Annotated in this window: 16 protein-coding genes and 1 pseudogene; 14 read left to right on the top strand and 3 right to left on the bottom strand. The window is 65.4% G+C overall.

Annotated features, from left to right (window positions below):
• Nucleotides 1-64: 64 nt before the first annotated feature.
• The 13 genes from ACQPXH_RS25700 (at nt 65) to ACQPXH_RS25640 (ending at nt 13,289) form a co-directional block, all read left to right on the top strand.
• The gene (locus ACQPXH_RS25700; RefSeq protein ID WP_433599060.1) at nt 65-976 is read left to right on the top strand and encodes an AAA family ATPase; all 912 of its coding nucleotides are present in this window, start codon (nt 65-67) and stop codon (nt 974-976) included.
• Between the two features lie 3 nt (nt 977-979).
• A complete protein-coding gene (locus ACQPXH_RS25695; protein ID WP_433599059.1) occupies nt 980-2,395 on the top strand; it encodes a vWA domain-containing protein in 1,416 nt (471 codons plus the stop codon).
• 91 nt (nt 2,396-2,486) lie between these two features.
• A complete protein-coding gene (locus ACQPXH_RS25690; RefSeq protein WP_433599058.1) occupies nt 2,487-4,340 on the top strand; it encodes an HSP90 family protein in 1,854 nt (617 codons plus the stop codon).
• 1 nt (nt 4,341) lies between these two features.
• Nucleotides 4,342-6,294, top strand: a complete 1,953-nt coding sequence (locus ACQPXH_RS25685) for a hypothetical protein (RefSeq protein WP_433599057.1) — start codon at nt 4,342-4,344, stop codon at nt 6,292-6,294.
• Nucleotides 6,295-6,411: 117 nt separating this feature from the next.
• Nucleotides 6,412-7,152, top strand: a complete 741-nt coding sequence (locus ACQPXH_RS25680) for a DUF3298 domain-containing protein (RefSeq protein WP_433599056.1) — start codon at nt 6,412-6,414, stop codon at nt 7,150-7,152.
• A 65-nt stretch (nt 7,153-7,217) separates the two neighbouring features.
• Nucleotides 7,218-7,904: an RsiV family protein gene (locus ACQPXH_RS25675; RefSeq protein ID WP_433599055.1), complete on the top strand. Its 687-nt coding sequence runs from the start codon at nt 7,218-7,220 to the stop codon at nt 7,902-7,904.
• Nucleotides 7,905-7,952: 48 nt separating this feature from the next.
• The gene (gene nadD, locus ACQPXH_RS25670; RefSeq protein ID WP_433599054.1) at nt 7,953-8,594 is read left to right on the top strand and encodes a nicotinate-nucleotide adenylyltransferase; all 642 of its coding nucleotides are present in this window, start codon (nt 7,953-7,955) and stop codon (nt 8,592-8,594) included.
• A gap of 83 nt (nt 8,595-8,677) precedes the next feature.
• Nucleotides 8,678-9,130 (top strand): ribosome silencing factor, encoded by a 453-nt coding sequence (rsfS, locus tag ACQPXH_RS25665; RefSeq protein WP_433599053.1) that lies wholly within the window; start codon nt 8,678-8,680, stop codon nt 9,128-9,130.
• Nucleotides 9,131-9,185: 55 nt separating this feature from the next.
• Entirely contained in the window at nt 9,186-9,845 is a 660-nt protein-coding gene (locus tag ACQPXH_RS25660; RefSeq protein ID WP_433599051.1) for a histidine phosphatase family protein, read from the top strand.
• Between the two features lie 493 nt (nt 9,846-10,338).
• Nucleotides 10,339-11,034, top strand: coding sequence for a diglucosylglycerate octanoyltransferase (gene octT / locus ACQPXH_RS25655; protein ID WP_387291419.1), 696 nt, complete (start codon nt 10,339-10,341; stop codon nt 11,032-11,034).
• A gap of 3 nt (nt 11,035-11,037) precedes the next feature.
• Entirely contained in the window at nt 11,038-11,880 is an 843-nt protein-coding gene (locus ACQPXH_RS25650; protein WP_433599050.1) for a DegV family protein, read from the top strand.
• Nucleotides 11,881-12,051: 171 nt separating this feature from the next.
• Nucleotides 12,052-12,711 carry a transcriptional repressor LexA gene (gene lexA, locus ACQPXH_RS25645; RefSeq protein WP_433599049.1) on the top strand — a complete coding sequence of 220 codons (660 nt, stop codon included), beginning with the start codon at nt 12,052-12,054 and terminating at the stop codon, nt 12,709-12,711.
• Between the two features lie 86 nt (nt 12,712-12,797).
• Nucleotides 12,798-13,289, top strand: coding sequence for an FBP domain-containing protein (locus ACQPXH_RS25640; protein WP_433599048.1), 492 nt, complete (start codon nt 12,798-12,800; stop codon nt 13,287-13,289).
• 148 nt (nt 13,290-13,437) lie between these two features.
• On the opposite strand, the gene ACQPXH_RS25635 is transcribed toward ACQPXH_RS25640, so the two are convergent.
• From ACQPXH_RS25635 to ligD, 3 genes are read right to left on the bottom strand one after another with little or no spacing between them, the layout of a single operon-like run.
• Nucleotides 13,438-13,947 (bottom strand): SRPBCC domain-containing protein, encoded by a 510-nt coding sequence (locus ACQPXH_RS25635; RefSeq protein WP_433599047.1) that lies wholly within the window; start codon nt 13,945-13,947, stop codon nt 13,438-13,440.
• Nucleotides 13,944-14,261 carry an ArsR/SmtB family transcription factor gene (locus ACQPXH_RS25630; protein WP_433599046.1) on the bottom strand — a complete coding sequence of 106 codons (318 nt, stop codon included), beginning with the start codon at nt 14,259-14,261 and terminating at the stop codon, nt 13,944-13,946. The genes ACQPXH_RS25635 and ACQPXH_RS25630 overlap by 4 nt, the downstream gene beginning before the upstream one ends.
• Nucleotides 14,262-14,294: 33 nt before the next feature.
• Complete coding sequence (gene ligD / locus ACQPXH_RS25625; RefSeq protein WP_433599045.1) at nt 14,295-15,245, bottom strand: non-homologous end-joining DNA ligase; 951 nt, start codon at nt 15,243-15,245, stop codon at nt 14,295-14,297.
• A gap of 231 nt (nt 15,246-15,476) precedes the next feature.
• On the opposite strand from ligD, the pseudogene ACQPXH_RS25620 reads away from it, so the two are divergent.
• Nucleotides 15,477-15,695, top strand: a pseudogene (locus tag ACQPXH_RS25620) (histidine phosphatase family protein); the annotation flags it as partial.
• Between the last annotated feature and the right edge of the window lie 68 nt (nt 15,696-15,763).

Raw genomic sequence — 15,763 nt, 5'->3', positions numbered from 1 at the left:
CGGCGAGTGCTTGCTTCGGGGACTCCCGTAGCGTTACGGGTGGGAATGAATGGAAGGACGCTACGTGGGTACCGAAAGCGCAGTGCAGGAGCCGATTTTCACCTCGGTCGACGATGTGATCGAGCGGCTGGCCACGACCGGTTACCTGGCCGATAAGGCGACGGCGACCTCGGTATTCCTGGCCGATCGGCTCGGTAAGCCGCTGCTGATCGAGGGTCCGGCCGGTGTCGGTAAGACCGAACTGGCCAGGGCGGTCGCGCAGACCGCGGATGCGGAGCTGGTGCGGCTGCAGTGCTACGAGGGCGTCGACGAGGCCCGCGCGCTGTACGAGTGGAATCACGCCAAGCAGATTCTGCGGATCCAGGCGTCCAGTCGGGCGAGCGAAGCGACGGGGAATTCAGCGCAGCACGGCTGGGAAGAGACCAAGGCAAATGTCTTCACCGAGGAATTCCTGCTCTCGCGCCCGCTGCTGACCGCGATCCGCCGCGCCGATCCGACCGTGCTGCTCATCGATGAAACCGATAAGGCCGATGTCGAGATCGAGGGTCTGCTGCTCGAGGTGCTCAGTGATTTCGCGGTCACCGTCCCCGAACTCGGCACGATTACCGCCAGCCGCAAACCGTTCGTGGTGCTGACCTCCAACGCGACGCGCGAACTGTCCGAAGCGCTCAAGCGCCGCTGCCTCTACCTGCACCTGGACTTCCCGGACGAGGAACTCGAGCGCCGCATTCTGGCCAGCCGTGTTCCGCAGCTGTCCGCCTCGGTCGCCGCCCAGTTGGTTCGGATCGTGCACGTGCTGCGCGGGATGCAGCTGAAGAAGTTGCCGAGCGTCGCGGAATCGATCGACTGGGGACGTACCCTGCTCGCGCTGGGTCTGCAGGATCTCGACGAAACGACGGTGCGCGCCACCCTCGGTGTCGTGCTCAAGCACCAGGCCGACCACCAGCGCGCGCTGGCCGAGCTGAAGCTGGCCTGAGCCGTGGCGGCCGGATCGCAGCCCACACTCGAAGCGCCGCACGGGATTTCGGGACATCTCGTCGGTTTCGTCGACGCACTGCGGGCGCGCGGCATCCCGGTCGGTCCGTCGGAGACGGTGGACGCGGGCCGTGTGGTGTCGGTGCTGGATCTGATGGACCGCGAGGTCGTGCGCGAGGGTCTGGCCTGCTCGCTACTGCGCCGCACCACCCATCGCAGTACTTTCGACGGCCTGTTCGACCTGTGGTTCCCGGCGGCCCTCGGCGCGCGTAGCAGCACTGCGGATGATCTCGATGTTCCGCGCACGCCGTCCGGTGAGATCGACATTCCCGTGCTGCGCGGACTACTCGCGGAACTGCTGACCAGGGAGGAATCGACGCAGCAGCAGGAAATGATCGCCGCACAGCTGGTCGAACAGCTCGGTCGGTACGAATCTTCGCGCGGACCCTCCTTCTCCGCGTACCGGACGCTGCGCGAGGTACAGCCGGAAACACTGCTGGCCAGGATTCTGCAGGGTTTGGCCGTCGGACCGGATACCAGCGAATTCGACACCGAGATCGCCCGCCGCATCGGCCGGCAGCGCATCGCCGGATTCCGCGCCATCGTGGAGGCCGAAACGCACCGGCGGGTGGCCGAGAATATCGGCAAGGAGCGCGTCGCGAGCTATGCCGTCGCTCGCCAAGTCGAGGATGTCGATTTCCTGCGTGCCTCCGAAACCGAGCTGGCGGAGTTGCGGCGCAGCACCCAGCGACTGGCCCGAATCCTGGCGTCCCGACTTGCCGTGCGGCGCAGGCATTCTCGTCGCGGTGAGATCGATCTGCGCAAGACGCTGCGTAAATCCATGTCGACCGGCGGCGTGCCCATCGACCTGGTGAATCGCAAACCGCGACCGGGTCGACCCGAGTTGGTGCTGCTCTGCGATGTATCCGGGTCAGTGGCCGGATTCAGCAACTTCACTCTCTTGCTGGTCAATTCGCTGCGCGAACAGTTCTCCCGGGTGCGGATATTCGCCTTCGTGGACCGGACCGATGAGGTGACCCGGTTCTTCGATCCGCACACCCAGCTGCACCAGTCCATGGCCCGTATCTTCACCGAGGGCAAGGTGGTCGGACTGGACGGGCACTCCGACTACGGCCATGCCCTGTCGACCTTCGTCGAGCAATGGCCCGATGCGGTGACCTCGCGCAGCTCGCTGCTGATTCTCGGCGATGCCCGCACCAATTACCGTGATCCGGATCTGAATGCGCTGCGCGGGCTGGTGCGCACCGCCAAGCACGCGCATTGGCTCAATCCGGAGAAGGAAAGCAACTGGGGCACCGGTGATTCCGCCGCCGACAGGTATCGCGAAGTGATCGAGATGCACGAGTGCCGCTCGGCCAAACAACTGACCACGGTGGTGTCCCGGCTGCTACCGGTGTGACGCGATTGTGACCGAACTCACTATCGGTCCCCGTTAACGCCATCAGCATTCGTTAAGGGAACTATTGGCGCTGCGCACCAGGATTCGGTCCATGGTGAACAACGCGCCGGCCGGGTCTGGCCGCAGCGGTGGTGGGGAATATTCGTTCCAGGTCGATCTGCGCGGAATCGTCGATCTGCTCTCGCACCACTTGTATTCGAGTCCCCGGGTCTACATCCGTGAGCTACTGCAGAACGCGGTCGATGCCGTCACCGCGCGCAGGCAGCGCGATGCGTTGGCGCCCACCGCGATTCGGCTGGTCGTCGACGAATCGGGACTGCGGATCACCGATCACGGCATCGGTCTCACCGAGGCGGACGTGCACCGCTTCCTCGCCACCATCGGGCATTCGTCGAAGCGTGACGAAATCGAGGGTGCGCGCCGAGAGTTCCTCGGGCAGTTCGGTATCGGGCTGCTGGCGTGCTTCACCGTGGCGGAAACGATCCGCGTGGTCACCCGCTCGGCCATCGACCCGGCCGCTCCGCCCGTGGAATGGCTGGCCGCCGCCGACGGCACCTACTCGCTGCGTCTGCTCGATCCGGCAGGTCAGCAAGAGCCGGGCACCACGGTGCATCTCACGCCTCGAGCCGGTGCGCAGGCGTGGTTCACACCGGGGCGGGTGCTCGACCTGGTCCGCGATTATGGTTCGCTGCTGCCCTACGAGGTGACGGTCGAGGCGAATGGTGCCGGACTGCGCGCGACCGACGGTCCGCCGATGTGGCGGCGCGCCTACGCATCCCCGGCCCAGCGGCGTGCGGCGCTGTTCGAGTACGGCGAGCGCGTCCTCGGGTTCACCCCGCTGGATGTGATCGATCTCGATGCCGAATTGGCGGGGGTCAGCGGGGTCGCCTTCGTGCTGTCACAGCCGGGCAATCCCGCCGAAAGCAGCGCACACCGGGTGTATCTCAAGGGCATGCTGCTCGGTGACGCGGTGCGCGGACTGCTGCCGGACTGGGCCTTCTTCGTGCGCTGTGTCATCGATACCGACAGCCTGCGCCCGACCGCCTCGCGGGAGGGCCTCTACGAAGACGAACGCCTCGCCATCGTCCGCGACAGCCTCGGTGACCGTATCCGCGACTGGCTCACCGAAATCGCCGCCGAACAGCCCGAGCGGCTCGCCGCATTCCTGTCCGTGCACGCGCTCGGTGTCAAAGCAATGGCGCGGCATTCGCCGGACATGCTGCGGATCATGGTGCCGCACTTGCTGTTCGAGACCACCGACGGCCGGGTACCGCTGACCGAATTCGCGCGCAACCACCCGACCGTGCGTGTGACGGCGACGGTGGAGGAATTCCGTCAAGTGGCCGCCACCGCGGCCGCGCAAGGCATCAGCGTCGTCAACGGCGGCTATACCTACGATGCGGAACTCGTCGCGCTGCTGCCGACGATCCTGCCTGGTGTCACGGTGACCGAGCTGGACGCGGCCGCGGTTACGGCCGCCCTCGACCTGGTGGATCCCGCCGAGGAACTCTTGTCGGCTCCGGTACTCGCCGCGGCACGCACCGCACTGGATTCGCTGTCCTGCGATGTGATTCTGCGTGCGTTCCATCCGGTTTCGGTGCCCGCACTGCATCTGGACAGTCGGGATGCGCGTAATGAGCGAGCACGGGTCGAGACCACCGTCGGCGCCGATGAGCTCTGGACCGAAATCCTCGGCGCGCTGGAGGCGAGCACACCCCGTGCCCAACTGGTGTTGAACCACAACAGCCCGGTGGTCCGACGCTTGAGCCGGATCGACGACCCCGCCTTCCTGCGGACCGCGGTCGAATCGCTCTACGGCCAAGCCTTATTGATGACGCACCGGCCGTTGCGACCGGCCGATACCGCGCTGCTCAATCGCGCTTTCGGCGAATTCCTCAGCTGGGCGACCCGGCGTGCGGCGGGCGAGACCGCGGAGGAGGCCTGAAATGGATACCTCCGAGATCCGATCCGCGCTGGCGCAGAGCCGTTCGCTGCCACCCGGGCGCGGTCGCACCGAACGACTGGAAATGCTTGCCGCCGAGGCGAAGTCGGGTGCGGACCGAGCACTGGAGGGGAGTGTCCTGTTGGAGCTTGCCCAGGCGTATGCCTATGCGGGCGAACGCGATCTGGCACCGGTCGCCTACGGCAGGCTGTTGCGGATCTACGATGATTTCCCGGCCGAACTCGGCCCGATGACGCATTCGGTGCACTGGTATCTGAAATGGCTGACCTGGGGCCTGATCGAGAATCCCGCGGTGCCGCTGCGGACCACCTACCGCTGGCTCGACGAGCTCGAAAGTCGTTACCGGCAGCGCGGATACAGTGCGCGTCCGGTGCTCGCCTTGCGCTCCGATCTGGCGCGGGAACTGGGTCAGGACGGCTTGGCCGCCGAACTGCTGGACGCCGCCCGTGCGGCACCGCGCGACGGCATGTCCGATTGCGATGCCTGTGAACGTAACCAGTGGGGTGCGAACCACGCGCAGGCCGGTGACGACGAGTCCGCACTGGAGAGCTGGCGTCCGGTCATCGACGGTGCGCGCAGCTGTGCCGAGGAGCCGCATCGGGTGCTCGGGCAGGCCTTGCTGCCGATGCTGCGCACCGGGCGCACCGCCGAGGCACGCAGTGCGCATTTGACGGGTTATCCACTGGTGCGCCACCTTCCGGATCTGCGTCGCTCGGTAGGTGAGCACATCGAGTTCTGCGCACTGACCGGAAACGAGGCGCGTGGTCTGGAGATGCTGGCCGAGCATGCGGTGTGGCTGACCGATCCCGGCGCGGACGCCGCCATTCGGCTGGCCTTCATATCGGGAGTGTGCGTGCTGTTGCGGCGGCTGACCGAGCTGGATCTCGGTGCACTCGAAGTCGGTGTGGGCACGGTGGATTCGGTACGTGACAAGCTGAGCGTCGAAATCGGCGAGCTCACCGCACGTTATGACGCGCGCAATGGCAATACGGTGCTCAGCGAGCGCGTCGCGGCCCGGATCGCGCGACAACCGCTGGTCGAACATCTTCCGCTCGGTGCGCGAAAGACGTTGCCGCGCAAGGTTGCCGATGTAGTGCCTGCGGAGACCGCCTCCGTCGAGGAACAAGCCGAAGATGCGTTGCAGCTGGCCGAGCTCGCCGCAGTACGCCTCGTCGACAATCCGAAGGATGCCGAACAGTATCTGCGCCGAGCACTTTCGGTCGGCGCGACCGCGTTGCCCGCCGAACATATCGCTCGGTTGAGTTCTCAGCTCGTCATGGTGCTCTCCGGACAGCAGGGCCGGGAATACGAACTGGCCGATGCGGCGCTCACGGCGGCCGCACGGTGGGAACCGATTTCGGCGGCGGATGCGATACACCTCACCTTCGTCGCCGCGCGAGCCTGCCACCGGGCCGGACGGCACGGGGAGGCGGCGGCCCTCTTCGAGCAGTCCCTCGCGACCGGTGCGCAGCCGTACCCGCCCGCCGAATTGGCGATCGTGCGCCGCCAATATGGCGAATCCCTGCGCAAGATCAACCGGTTCCGTGATGCGGCACAGCAATTCGTCGAGGCGGCCCGTCTGGTCCACAACGACCCCGACCGCGTCGAACTCGAAGCCGAGCTCGCCGGGTCGGCCGCCTCGGTGCTGGACTACTGCGGCGAAGACGAACAAGCTGTCGTCGCCTTCCTCCGTGCCGCCCACCTCTGGGGCATCCTCGACCGCATCGGCCCCCGAGCCAAATGCCTACGCTCCGCCGCCTGGCTACAGCTCTACGGCGCCGGCCTGGAATCCGACCGCCCCTGGCTCACGACCATGCGCGACCTACTCGCCGAACTGGAGAACATCGCCGAAACATCCCCCTCGCCCGAGGTAGCCACCGAACTCCTCAACACCCGTATCCAACTCGCCGACATGCAGCGCGACGACGACCACTGACCACCCAGCGACCAGCTCGCGATGATTTGCGCACGATAAGAAAACTGTTAGGTGGCATCGGCATTGTTGGGGAGGACACCGAGATCGGCTCGGTGCATTGTCGATTCGGAGCTCCGGATGAAGAAGACCGCTGCTGTTATCGGCGCGCTGGCCAGCGCCGCAGTACTCACGGCATGTGGGCCGGACGAATCGCCGACGACCGGGGGCGGATCGTCGGCGTCGTCGACGCCGCCCACGTCGGTGACGGTCGCCGGATCGCCTCGCGCCGAAACCTTCACCGCGACAACAGTTCATCTCGAGGGTGCTGGGTACAAGATCGACGTGCCTCAGGTGAGCGGTGGAAAGGCCGATGCCAGAGCCGAATTCAACGCGGCTGTGCAGGCCGCGGCGCAGGAGTGGATCGGCCGCATCAGCCGTCCGGGCGATTCGGTCACCGGTGGTGACAGTCAGGTCGTCCGCATCGGTTCGCAGGTGCTCAGCGGGCATCTGGTCGTCGTCATGTACTCCGAGGGCGCCGCACACCCGAACAGCTTCCACGCCGCGCATGTCACCAACATCGATACCGGCAAGGCCATCACCCTGCCCGACCTGTTCACCGATCTGCAGCAGGGCCTGAGCACGCTCTCGACACAGGCCGAGGCCCAGGTGCAGCAGGATCCGCGCGCGACCGGCTACAACAAGAGCCTGCTCACCCCGGTCGCCGAACACTTCCAGACCTGGGTCGCCACGCCGGAGGGTATGCGGATCTATCTCGGTGAAATCGCCTCGCACGCCGCGGGCAATATCGATGTCACCGTGCCATGGTCCGCGCTGGACGGCGTGCTGAAGCCGGGGATGCGCGCGGTCGTCAGCAGCTGACGAACCCCCGACAGCTCGCGGTGGTACGTTCTCGGGCACGAACGCGAGCTATTCGGGGAGGCGAAATGAGGAAGACCGCCGCCGCTGTCCTGGTCGGCGTCCTGTTCGCCGTACTGACGGCGTGCGGGGCCGCCGACCGGGCCGATTCGCCCCCGGCACCGCCCTTCACGGCGACCTCGATTCGGCTGGAGGGCCCCTGGTACTCCTTCGACCTGCCGCAGGTCGAAGGCGGAACCGAGGATGCGCGCACTGAATTCAACGACGGCTTGCGCGCCGAGCTGGATCCGTACCTGCGGGCCGCCGCGCAGGACCGGGCGGTGAAGGGTTACAAGAGTGAGGTCGCGCATATCGGCCGCCATGTGCTCAGCGGTGTGCTCGGCATCGAGGTCGAGGTCGACGGCGGCAAGCTGCATCCGACCACCTTCAAACGCACCCACGTGACGGATATCGACACCGGCAAGGCGCTCACCCTGCCGGATCTGTTCACCGATCTGCCGAAGGCCCTCGATCGACTGTCGGCGCAGGCAGAGGCGCAGATCCCCAAGACCCGCGTCGGTACGAACCCCTACGACAAGCAGCGCATCGCACCGGCCGTGGAGAACTTCAAGGACTGGCTGGCCATGCCCGACGGTCTGCGCGTCTATCTCGGGGAGATCGCCTCGCACGCGCTGGGCTATATCGACATCACGATCCCGTGGTCCGAACTCGACGGCGTGCTGAAGCCGGGTCTGCGGGCGGTCGTCAGCAGTTGACCGTCCGGCCCCGGCTCGGACCGAACCGACCGGTTAAGCTCGGCTCTCATGCAGGAGAACGGTCGGCGTCGACGCAAGCTGGGGGTGATGGGTGGCACTTTCGACCCCATCCACCACGGCCACCTCGTCGCCGCCAGCGAGGTCGCGAACCGGTTCGAACTGGACGAAGTGATCTTCGTCCCGACCGGACAGCCGTGGCAGAAGGCCGATAAGCAGGTCAGCCCGGCCGAGGATCGCTACCTCATGACCGTGATCGCGACCGCTTCCAACCCCCGGTTCTCGGTCAGCCGGGCCGATATCGACCGGGGCAAGGTTACCTACACCGTCGACACCCTGCGTGAGATGCGCACCAAGCATCCCGATGCCGAGCTGTACTTCATCACCGGAGCTGACGCGCTCGCCAACATCTTGACGTGGCAGGATTGGGCGGAGTTGTTCGAACTGGCGAAATTCGTCGGAGTTAGCCGACCGGGGTACGAGCTGAACACCGATCATCTCGAGGAGCATCTGCGTGACCTGCCGGTCGATGCGGTGACCATGATCGAGATCCCGGCGTTGGCGATCTCATCGAGTGAATGCCGTCGTCGCGCCGCGGAGAACCGGCCGGTGTGGTACCTCGTGCCCGACGGCGTCGTGCAGTACATATCGAAGCGGCATTTATACGTGTCCGTAGGAGTGGAAGGTAATTAAGGCGTGAGCGAGCAGAGCGAGCGAGCCGAAGACACAGTCGCATTTGCGGTCGTGCCGGAGTCGAGCGGCAGCCAGGTGGCGGCATGAGCGCATCTGTCGAATCGGTGGAGATGGCGCAGGTCGCCGCGCGCGCGGCGGACGAGAAGCTGGCCACCGACGTCGTGGTGCTCGACGTCTCCGAACAGTTGGTGATCACCGACTGCTTCGTGATCGCCTCCGCGCCGAACGAGCGTCAGGTCAATGCCATCGTCGACAACGTCGAGGAGAAGCTCCGCGACGCCGGGCACAAGCCGGTCCGGCGCGAGGGGACCCGTGAGGGCCGGTGGGCACTGCTGGATTACGTCGACATCGTCGTGCACATCCAGCACAATGACGAACGCAATTTCTATGCGCTGGAACGGCTCTGGAAGGATTGTCCGGCGGTTCCGGTGGACGGGATCGCGGCCGGGACCGAGGTGTTCGAGCACACCGAGTCCCGGGGTGTCGTGATGCGTGGTGAAGCGGGGGAAGAACGCGTGAGCGAGCGTAGCGAGTGAACCATCAATACTGCGAGCCTGCTCGCAGCGGAGCCGAGCGGAGCGAGGCGCAGCTGTGAGCAAGTATGCCGGCGTCCGCAACCTGATCCTGCTGCGGCACGGGCAGACCGAGTGGAATGCTTCCGACCGGATGCAGGGGCAGATCGACACCGATCTCACCGAGCTCGGTCGTCGTCAGGCGAAAGAGGCCGCGCGCGAACTGGTTTCGCGCAATGCGATCGCCATCGTCTCCTCCGATCTGCGGCGCGCCTTCGATACCGCCTCGGCACTGGCCGACCACACCGATGTTCCGGTGGTCCCGGATCGGCGGCTGCGCGAAACCCACCTCGGCGACTGGGAGGGGTTGACCCATCTGGAGCTCGACGCCGACTATCCGGGCGCGCGGATCGCGTGGCGCTTGGATGCGGCCTATACCCCGCCCGGCGGTGAGAGCAAGCTCGAGGTCGGCGCACGGTCCCTACCGGTTGTTCGAGAATTATTCGCCGAGCGGCAGGATTGGCCAGGCCGGACTATCATCCTGGTGGCGCACGGCGGGCTGATCGCCGCCCTGACGGCCGCGCTGCTCGACCTGCCGCCGCGAAACTGGCCTGCCCTAGGGGGATTGGCCAATACCAGCTGGGTGCAGCTGAGCAGTCACGGTCCGAGCATCGATCAGCCCGGTTGGCGCCTGGATGTGTGGAATGCAGCGGCGAAGGTGGCCCCGGATGTCCTCTGAAGAACCGGTTCGGCAGGTACCGGATGAATTGTTCCGTCGGGTTTCGGCGAAGCCCGAACGGGCGATCCCGGACGCGCTGTTCGGACCTCCCCTGGTGAAGACGGTCGAGCCGGAGGAACCAGCCGAGTCGCAGTCGGCCGAGTCCGGCAGCGACGAATTGGTTGCCGCCGCCGACTCCGGGGAAGGTGACGAGGAGCCCGCCGCATACACGACCGAGTTCGGAACCGGCGCGGAGCCGGCGGAACCAGCAAGTGAACCACCGGAAGGTGTTGCGGCGGCTTCCGATACGGATATCGCGGCGTCGACGATCGGCGCTGAATCCGAAGACGAATCCACTAGCTCCGCAGCGGAATCCGAGCCCGACATCACCGTTGCGGTTTCGGTGAGCGGTGACGAATCCACAGTGGATTCGGTCGTCGACGATCCCTCGCTCGAATCGGTTGCCGATGCGGTTACGGCCGAACCGGCTTCGACCGAGGAATCGGATCGTTCGGTGCTGCTGGTGATCGCGGACTCGCTGTCCTACTTCGGTCCGAAGGGCGGCCTGCCCGCGGACCATCCGAAGATCTGGCCGAATCTGGTCGGTGCCGAACTCGATTGGGACGTCGAGCTGATCGGGCGGATCGGCTGGACCTGCCGGGACGCGTACTGGGCACTGATCGGTGACCCCCGGGTGTGGGCCGCGGTGCCGCGCGCGGGTGCGGTCGTCTTCGCGGTCGGCGGCATGGATACCTTGCCCTCGCCGTTGCCGACCGCGCTGCGCGAGTTGATCCGCTATGTACGTCCGCCCGTGCTGCGTCGTGGGGTCCGCGCCACCTACAACTGGCTGCAGCCCAAGCTGTCGAAACTCGGTCGCCCCGTGGCATTGCCGCCGAAGGTGAGCGTGGACTACCTGGAGCAGTCGCGCGAGGCGCTGGCCCAGTTGCGTCCGGATCTGCCGGTCGTCGCGGTACTGCCGTCCGTGCACAACTGCGCCGCCTACGGGCATGTGCACAGTGGCCGGGAGCCCGCGGTCAAGGCACTGCGCGCATGGTCGGACAAGACTTCTGTCCCGCTGGTCGATCTCGGTGAAGCGGTGCGCGAGGACATCTTCTCCGGCGACGCGAATCCGGACGGCATCCACTGGGGCTGGGCCGGACATACCGCGGTCGCGAATTCGATGGTGAAGACCTTGCAGGAGGTTCGGTAGTCCGTGGCCGTTGTGGTCGTCACCGATTCGTCCGCCAGCCTCCCTGCCGAATTCGTCGCTGAGTTGGACATCGCCGTTGTCCCACTGCATGTGCTGGTCGGCGACCGCACCATCCGCGAAGGCGTCGACGCCATCGATATCGACTACGGTTCGGATACCGTGACGACCTCGGCGGCCTCACCCGGTGAGCTGCGTGCCGTCTACGAGCAGGCGCTGGAGCGCAGCAATGGGGACGGCGTTGTCGCGGTACATCTTTCGCGCCAACTCTCCGGTACCTGGGAGGCGGGACGGCAGGCGGTCCGCGATATGGATGCCGCCGATCAGGTCCGTTTGGTCGATTCACTCGGTGCAGGCCTGGCTACCGGCTTGCCGGTGCTCGCCGCCGCGCGCCGAGCGCACAGTGGCGCGACATTGGATGTCGTCTATGACACGGCCGTCGCCGCGGCCAGTCGATCACGCACCTTCATCCTGGTGAACCGCACCGAGCAGTTGCGCCGTGGCGGCCGATTGAGCAGCGCCGCAGCCTTTTTCGGCAGCGAACTGGTGAGCAAACCGCTGCTGCAGATCGTCGAGGGTCGCCTGGAACTGCGCGAAAAGGTTCGTACTCGCACAAAGGCCTACGCCAAACTCGTTGCGGCAGCGGTGGATGCGGCGGGTGACGATGGCGCCGCCGTCGCCGTACAACACCTGGGTGCCGAGGATGCCGCGAATACCGTCGCCACCCAACTGCGCGAGTCGCTGCCCGGCATCCGCGAATTGATCGTCGCGGAATTCGGGCCGACGCTGGCCGTCCATCTCGGCGTCGGTGCGGTCGGTGTGTTGGTGGTCCCCGGCGGCTGCGCCTGATCGGCCACGGTCCAGCACTCGCGAGTGTGCCGCATCTCCGGTCGAATGGCGTGGATGGTCGCCATGATTCCCACAAAGTTCGCATGTGCTGCTCTTCACCGGTATGACGACGCGGGCGGGCCGGATGTGACAAAGCGGGGAATTGTCCGCGCGCACCTCTAGGATTTCTGGGTGACCGGATACGACCACGATGCCTTCGAGCACCTCGACACCTCGACCCTGCCGCCGCGTCAGCAGCGGATCCTCGCCACGATCCGGGACTCGGTGCTGCGGTACGGGTACGCGCCGAACACCAGGGAGATCGGCGATGCGGTCGGCCTGCGGTCCTCTTCCTCGGTCTCCAAGCATCTGAAGTCCTTGGAGGACAGGGGATTTCTGCGGCGCAGCGAGACCATGTCGCGGCCGATCGATGTGCGTATGTTCCTGCAAGCATCGGTGGCTCCGGAGCAGGCCGAGGATTCGGTCGCGGTTCCGGTTGTCGGTGATATCGCGGCGGGTACGCCTATCCTCGCCGAGGAGCACGCCGACGACATGATGACGTTGCCGCGTGAAATCGTAGGGCGCGGAACGGTTTTCGGGCTGCGCGTGCGCGGCGATTCGATGATCGATGCGGCGATCTGCGACGGCGACCTGGTGGTGATCCGCAAACAGCACGAGGCGCATTCCGGTGACATCGTCGCCGCGATGATCGATGGGGAGGCGACGGTCAAGGTCTATCGGCGTCGCAACGGCCATGTCTATCTGGAACCGCGCAATCCGGCCTACGACGTGATCGATGGTGACGAGGCAGTTGTGCTGGGGAAGGTCGTGTCGGTGATGCGCCGCGTGTGAGCGCGAAAATCCGTTGCCTGGGCTAATGACCAGCTGTAGCGTTCCTTCGGTTTGTCAACCGATCTATCGAAGGAGTCGATGCCGTCATGAAAGCCGTCACCGAACGCGACATCAGGTCGTCGTTCATCAACTGTTCCAAGACGACCGCCAAGAAACTGCCGGTGCCTCGGGACCTGGACGCACAGCCCTGGGATGACCTGGATTTCCTCGGCTGGAGCGATCCGTCGCTGCCCGGCCGCGGCTATCTCGTTGTGCCGCAGGACGATCGCATCATCGGCGTCGCGCTGCGCTACGAAACGGGCGGATCCGGCCGGACCCAGATGTGCGCGATCTGTCTGACCTCGCACACCGGTGGGGGCGTCTCGCTGATGACCGCGCACAAGGCGGGCGAATCCGGACGCCGGGGCAACTCGGTCGGTACCTACATGTGCACCGATCTGGCGTGTTCGCTCTACGCGCGCGGTAAGCGAACGCCCGCGCTCGGCAATCGGTACCGCGAAGATCTCATCACCGAGGAGACCAAAATCGACCGGGTCCGAGTCAACATGAACGCCTTCGTCACCAGGCTGTTCACCTAATCCATCTATTCGGTCCCAGCAATGAAATGGAGGTAGATGCCATGTGCCGACACTCAACAGAACTCGGAATGCCCACGATTCCTCTCCGGTTGAGCAGGCCCGGATCCGGTCCGGACCCACTCATCCGGAGAGGAATCACTCTTTCGGGTCAGCCCTGGTAATCGGCGGGTGGGCCTTCCTGGGGACCGAGAGCCGACTCGAATGCCGCCGAGTAGACCGCGAAGCGGGATTTCCAGGCATCGGGTGCCGGCGCAACCCCGACAAGACGGTCCAGGCACTCGTCCCAACCCGCGGCATTGCGTGCCGCCGCGCCCGGTGCGAGTTCGTCGACCAGCACCAGGCGGGTACCGCCTTCGTACTCGGTCAGCTCGAAGCGCAGGGTCTCTTCGCCCCAGGTGAAGGACAAAAGATTCGGCTCGTCCACGGCCAGCACCTCGCCGCTGAGCGTCATGTCGATGACATCGCTCGGGAAGCGGAAGGTTATCGCAGCGCCAACTCGCCAGACCCCGCCGTCCACGATGACGTCGCAGGGGAACCAGGACTCGAGCTGTTCTCGCTGGGTGATGGCCTGCCACACCACTTTCGGCGGGTCGGGTAGCCGCCGCTCCAGTCGTACGGCCGGTCGTGCGCCATCGGTAATCAGTTGAGCGTCGGTCACGATTGCCTCCGTCGGTTGAGATGTTCTTCCAGTCGGTCCAGGCGCGCGCTCCACAACCGGCGGTAGGGTTCGAGCCAGTCGTCGAGTTCGAGCAGCGGATCGAGCCTGATGCGGTAGAGGCGACGTTGGGCATCCGAGCGCACCTCGACCAGCCCGACATCCTTGAGCATGCGCAGATGTTTCGACACCGCGGGCTGGCTCAGGCTCAACCGTTGCGCCAACACTCCCACCGGTTGCTCTCCCTCGCGCAGCACCTCGAGGATGGCCAGTCGATTCGGCTCGGCCAGCGCCTGAAATGCCTTCGGTGTCGTCACCCGACCAACTATTCCTCATCAGTTATATAACTGTCAAGACATATACTCTCGTGTCACTTGTCGTGGTTGCTTGTCGAGACGGAGTCCGCGCCAGGACGGGTGTCGAAGTCGGTCGTCACCGGTCCATTCGGCGAACGACACCTCACCGACAAGCTGGGGCTCGACCCAGATGGCGTCGGGAACAATGGTGTCGACGGTGGGCGTCTTGCGTTGCAGCGGTTGGAGTCTCGCCTTCAGCTCGTCGAGCATTGCCTGGGTGAATCCGGTGCCGACATTGCCGATATAGGTCAGCTTTCCTGCGTCGTCGTAGATGCCCATGAGCAATGAGCCGATGCGCCCGGCCCGTCTGCCGGCACCCGGGCGCCAACCGATGATGACGACTTCCTGGTCGTTGACGTTCTTGACCTTGGTCCACAGCGGGCTGCGTCGCCCGGGCAGGTAGGGGCTGTCGAGGCGCTTGCACACGATCCCTTCGAGGCCGAGCTGTCGCGATTCGGCGAGGACGTCGGCGCCGGAGCCGTGCAGGCGCGGCGGAACCCGCCAGTGCGGGCCCTGGAGGTCGAGTTGTTCCAGCAGTTGTCGACGCTGTTCGTAAGGCAGATCGATCAGAGAGTGGGTGCCGATATGGAGTAGATCGAAAATGAGGTAAGTCGCTTTCACGGACTTGGCGAGGCTTCGAATCGCTGCGAGATTGCGCTGGTGCATGCGTGGTTGCAGTGCTTCGAAGGAGCTGCGTCCGTCGGCGGTGAAGGTGACGATTTCGCCATCGATGACGAAGGGTGGGGTCGCCGGGGCGAGATCGGCGAGTTCGGGCCACGCGGCAGTGATGTCGTTGCCGTTGCGCGAGATCAGGCGCAGATCGCGGTCTATGTACCCGATGGCGCGAATACCGTCGAATTTCACCTCGTATGCCCAGCGTTGGTCACCGCTGGGGAGGCGGCCCGCGAGCGCCAGCATCGCCGCATACCGGGGCAGCCTTGTCACATTCGCCTCGACACCATCGCCTGGCCTTCCGCCGGAGATGAAGATCAGTTGAATAGTACCGATTGGTCTGGATAGCTGATTGATCGCTGCCCGTTTTCCGGCTCGGCCTGTTGTTGTCGTCGGTGTCCCCTCCGCCCCTGCCTGGCACGGCCAGCGAAGTCACGACCACGTCGACGTCCCCAGCATTGGCTGGATCAGCGATTCGTGCCGCCGCCCGCCGTCGGGGACCGAATGGGCCACGATGAAGGCATACCGGAATCGGAGACCATTGCCGCATTCGCGCGGCGCATCTATTCGGCGATGGACGCGATCCGGGAGCGCGACTGCGACCGTCAGATCGTCGTGACCCACGGTGGCGCAATCACTTTCGTCATTGCGGCGTGGACGATGTTGCCGATCGAATCACTCGGTTACGCCCGGTTCCATGCTGCTCCGGGAAGTATCACGGAGCTGCGCGAGGATGGGTGCTGGAAGGTGTCCGGGCTGCCATTGATGCGGCGGGCGGTTCCTTCATGGTT

The organism is Nocardia sp. CA-135953 (assembly GCF_050955735.1).
In the GTDB taxonomy this organism is placed as follows: domain Bacteria; phylum Actinomycetota; class Actinomycetes; order Mycobacteriales; family Mycobacteriaceae; genus Nocardia.
Note: the sequence above shows the minus strand (reverse complement) of the source record. Positions and strands in the feature narration are given on the sequence as shown.

Excerpts from the sequence above, each read along its gene's own strand:
- ACQPXH_RS25690 (WP_433599058.1), top strand. The coding sequence starts at position 2,487 with ATGGTGAACAACGCGCCGGCCGGGTCTGGCCGCAGCGGTGGTGGGGAA.
- ACQPXH_RS25640 (WP_433599048.1), top strand. The coding sequence starts at position 12,798 with ATGAAAGCCGTCACCGAACGCGACATCAGGTCGTCGTTCATCAACTGT.
- nadD (WP_433599054.1), top strand. The coding sequence starts at position 7,953 with ATGCAGGAGAACGGTCGGCGTCGACGCAAGCTGGGGGTGATGGGTGGC.
- ACQPXH_RS25685 (WP_433599057.1), top strand. The coding sequence starts at position 4,342 with ATGGATACCTCCGAGATCCGATCCGCGCTGGCGCAGAGCCGTTCGCTG.
- ACQPXH_RS25680 (WP_433599056.1), top strand. The coding sequence starts at position 6,412 with ATGAAGAAGACCGCTGCTGTTATCGGCGCGCTGGCCAGCGCCGCAGTA.
- ACQPXH_RS25675 (WP_433599055.1), top strand. The coding sequence starts at position 7,218 with ATGAGGAAGACCGCCGCCGCTGTCCTGGTCGGCGTCCTGTTCGCCGTA.
- rsfS (WP_433599053.1), top strand. The coding sequence starts at position 8,678 with ATGAGCGCATCTGTCGAATCGGTGGAGATGGCGCAGGTCGCCGCGCGC.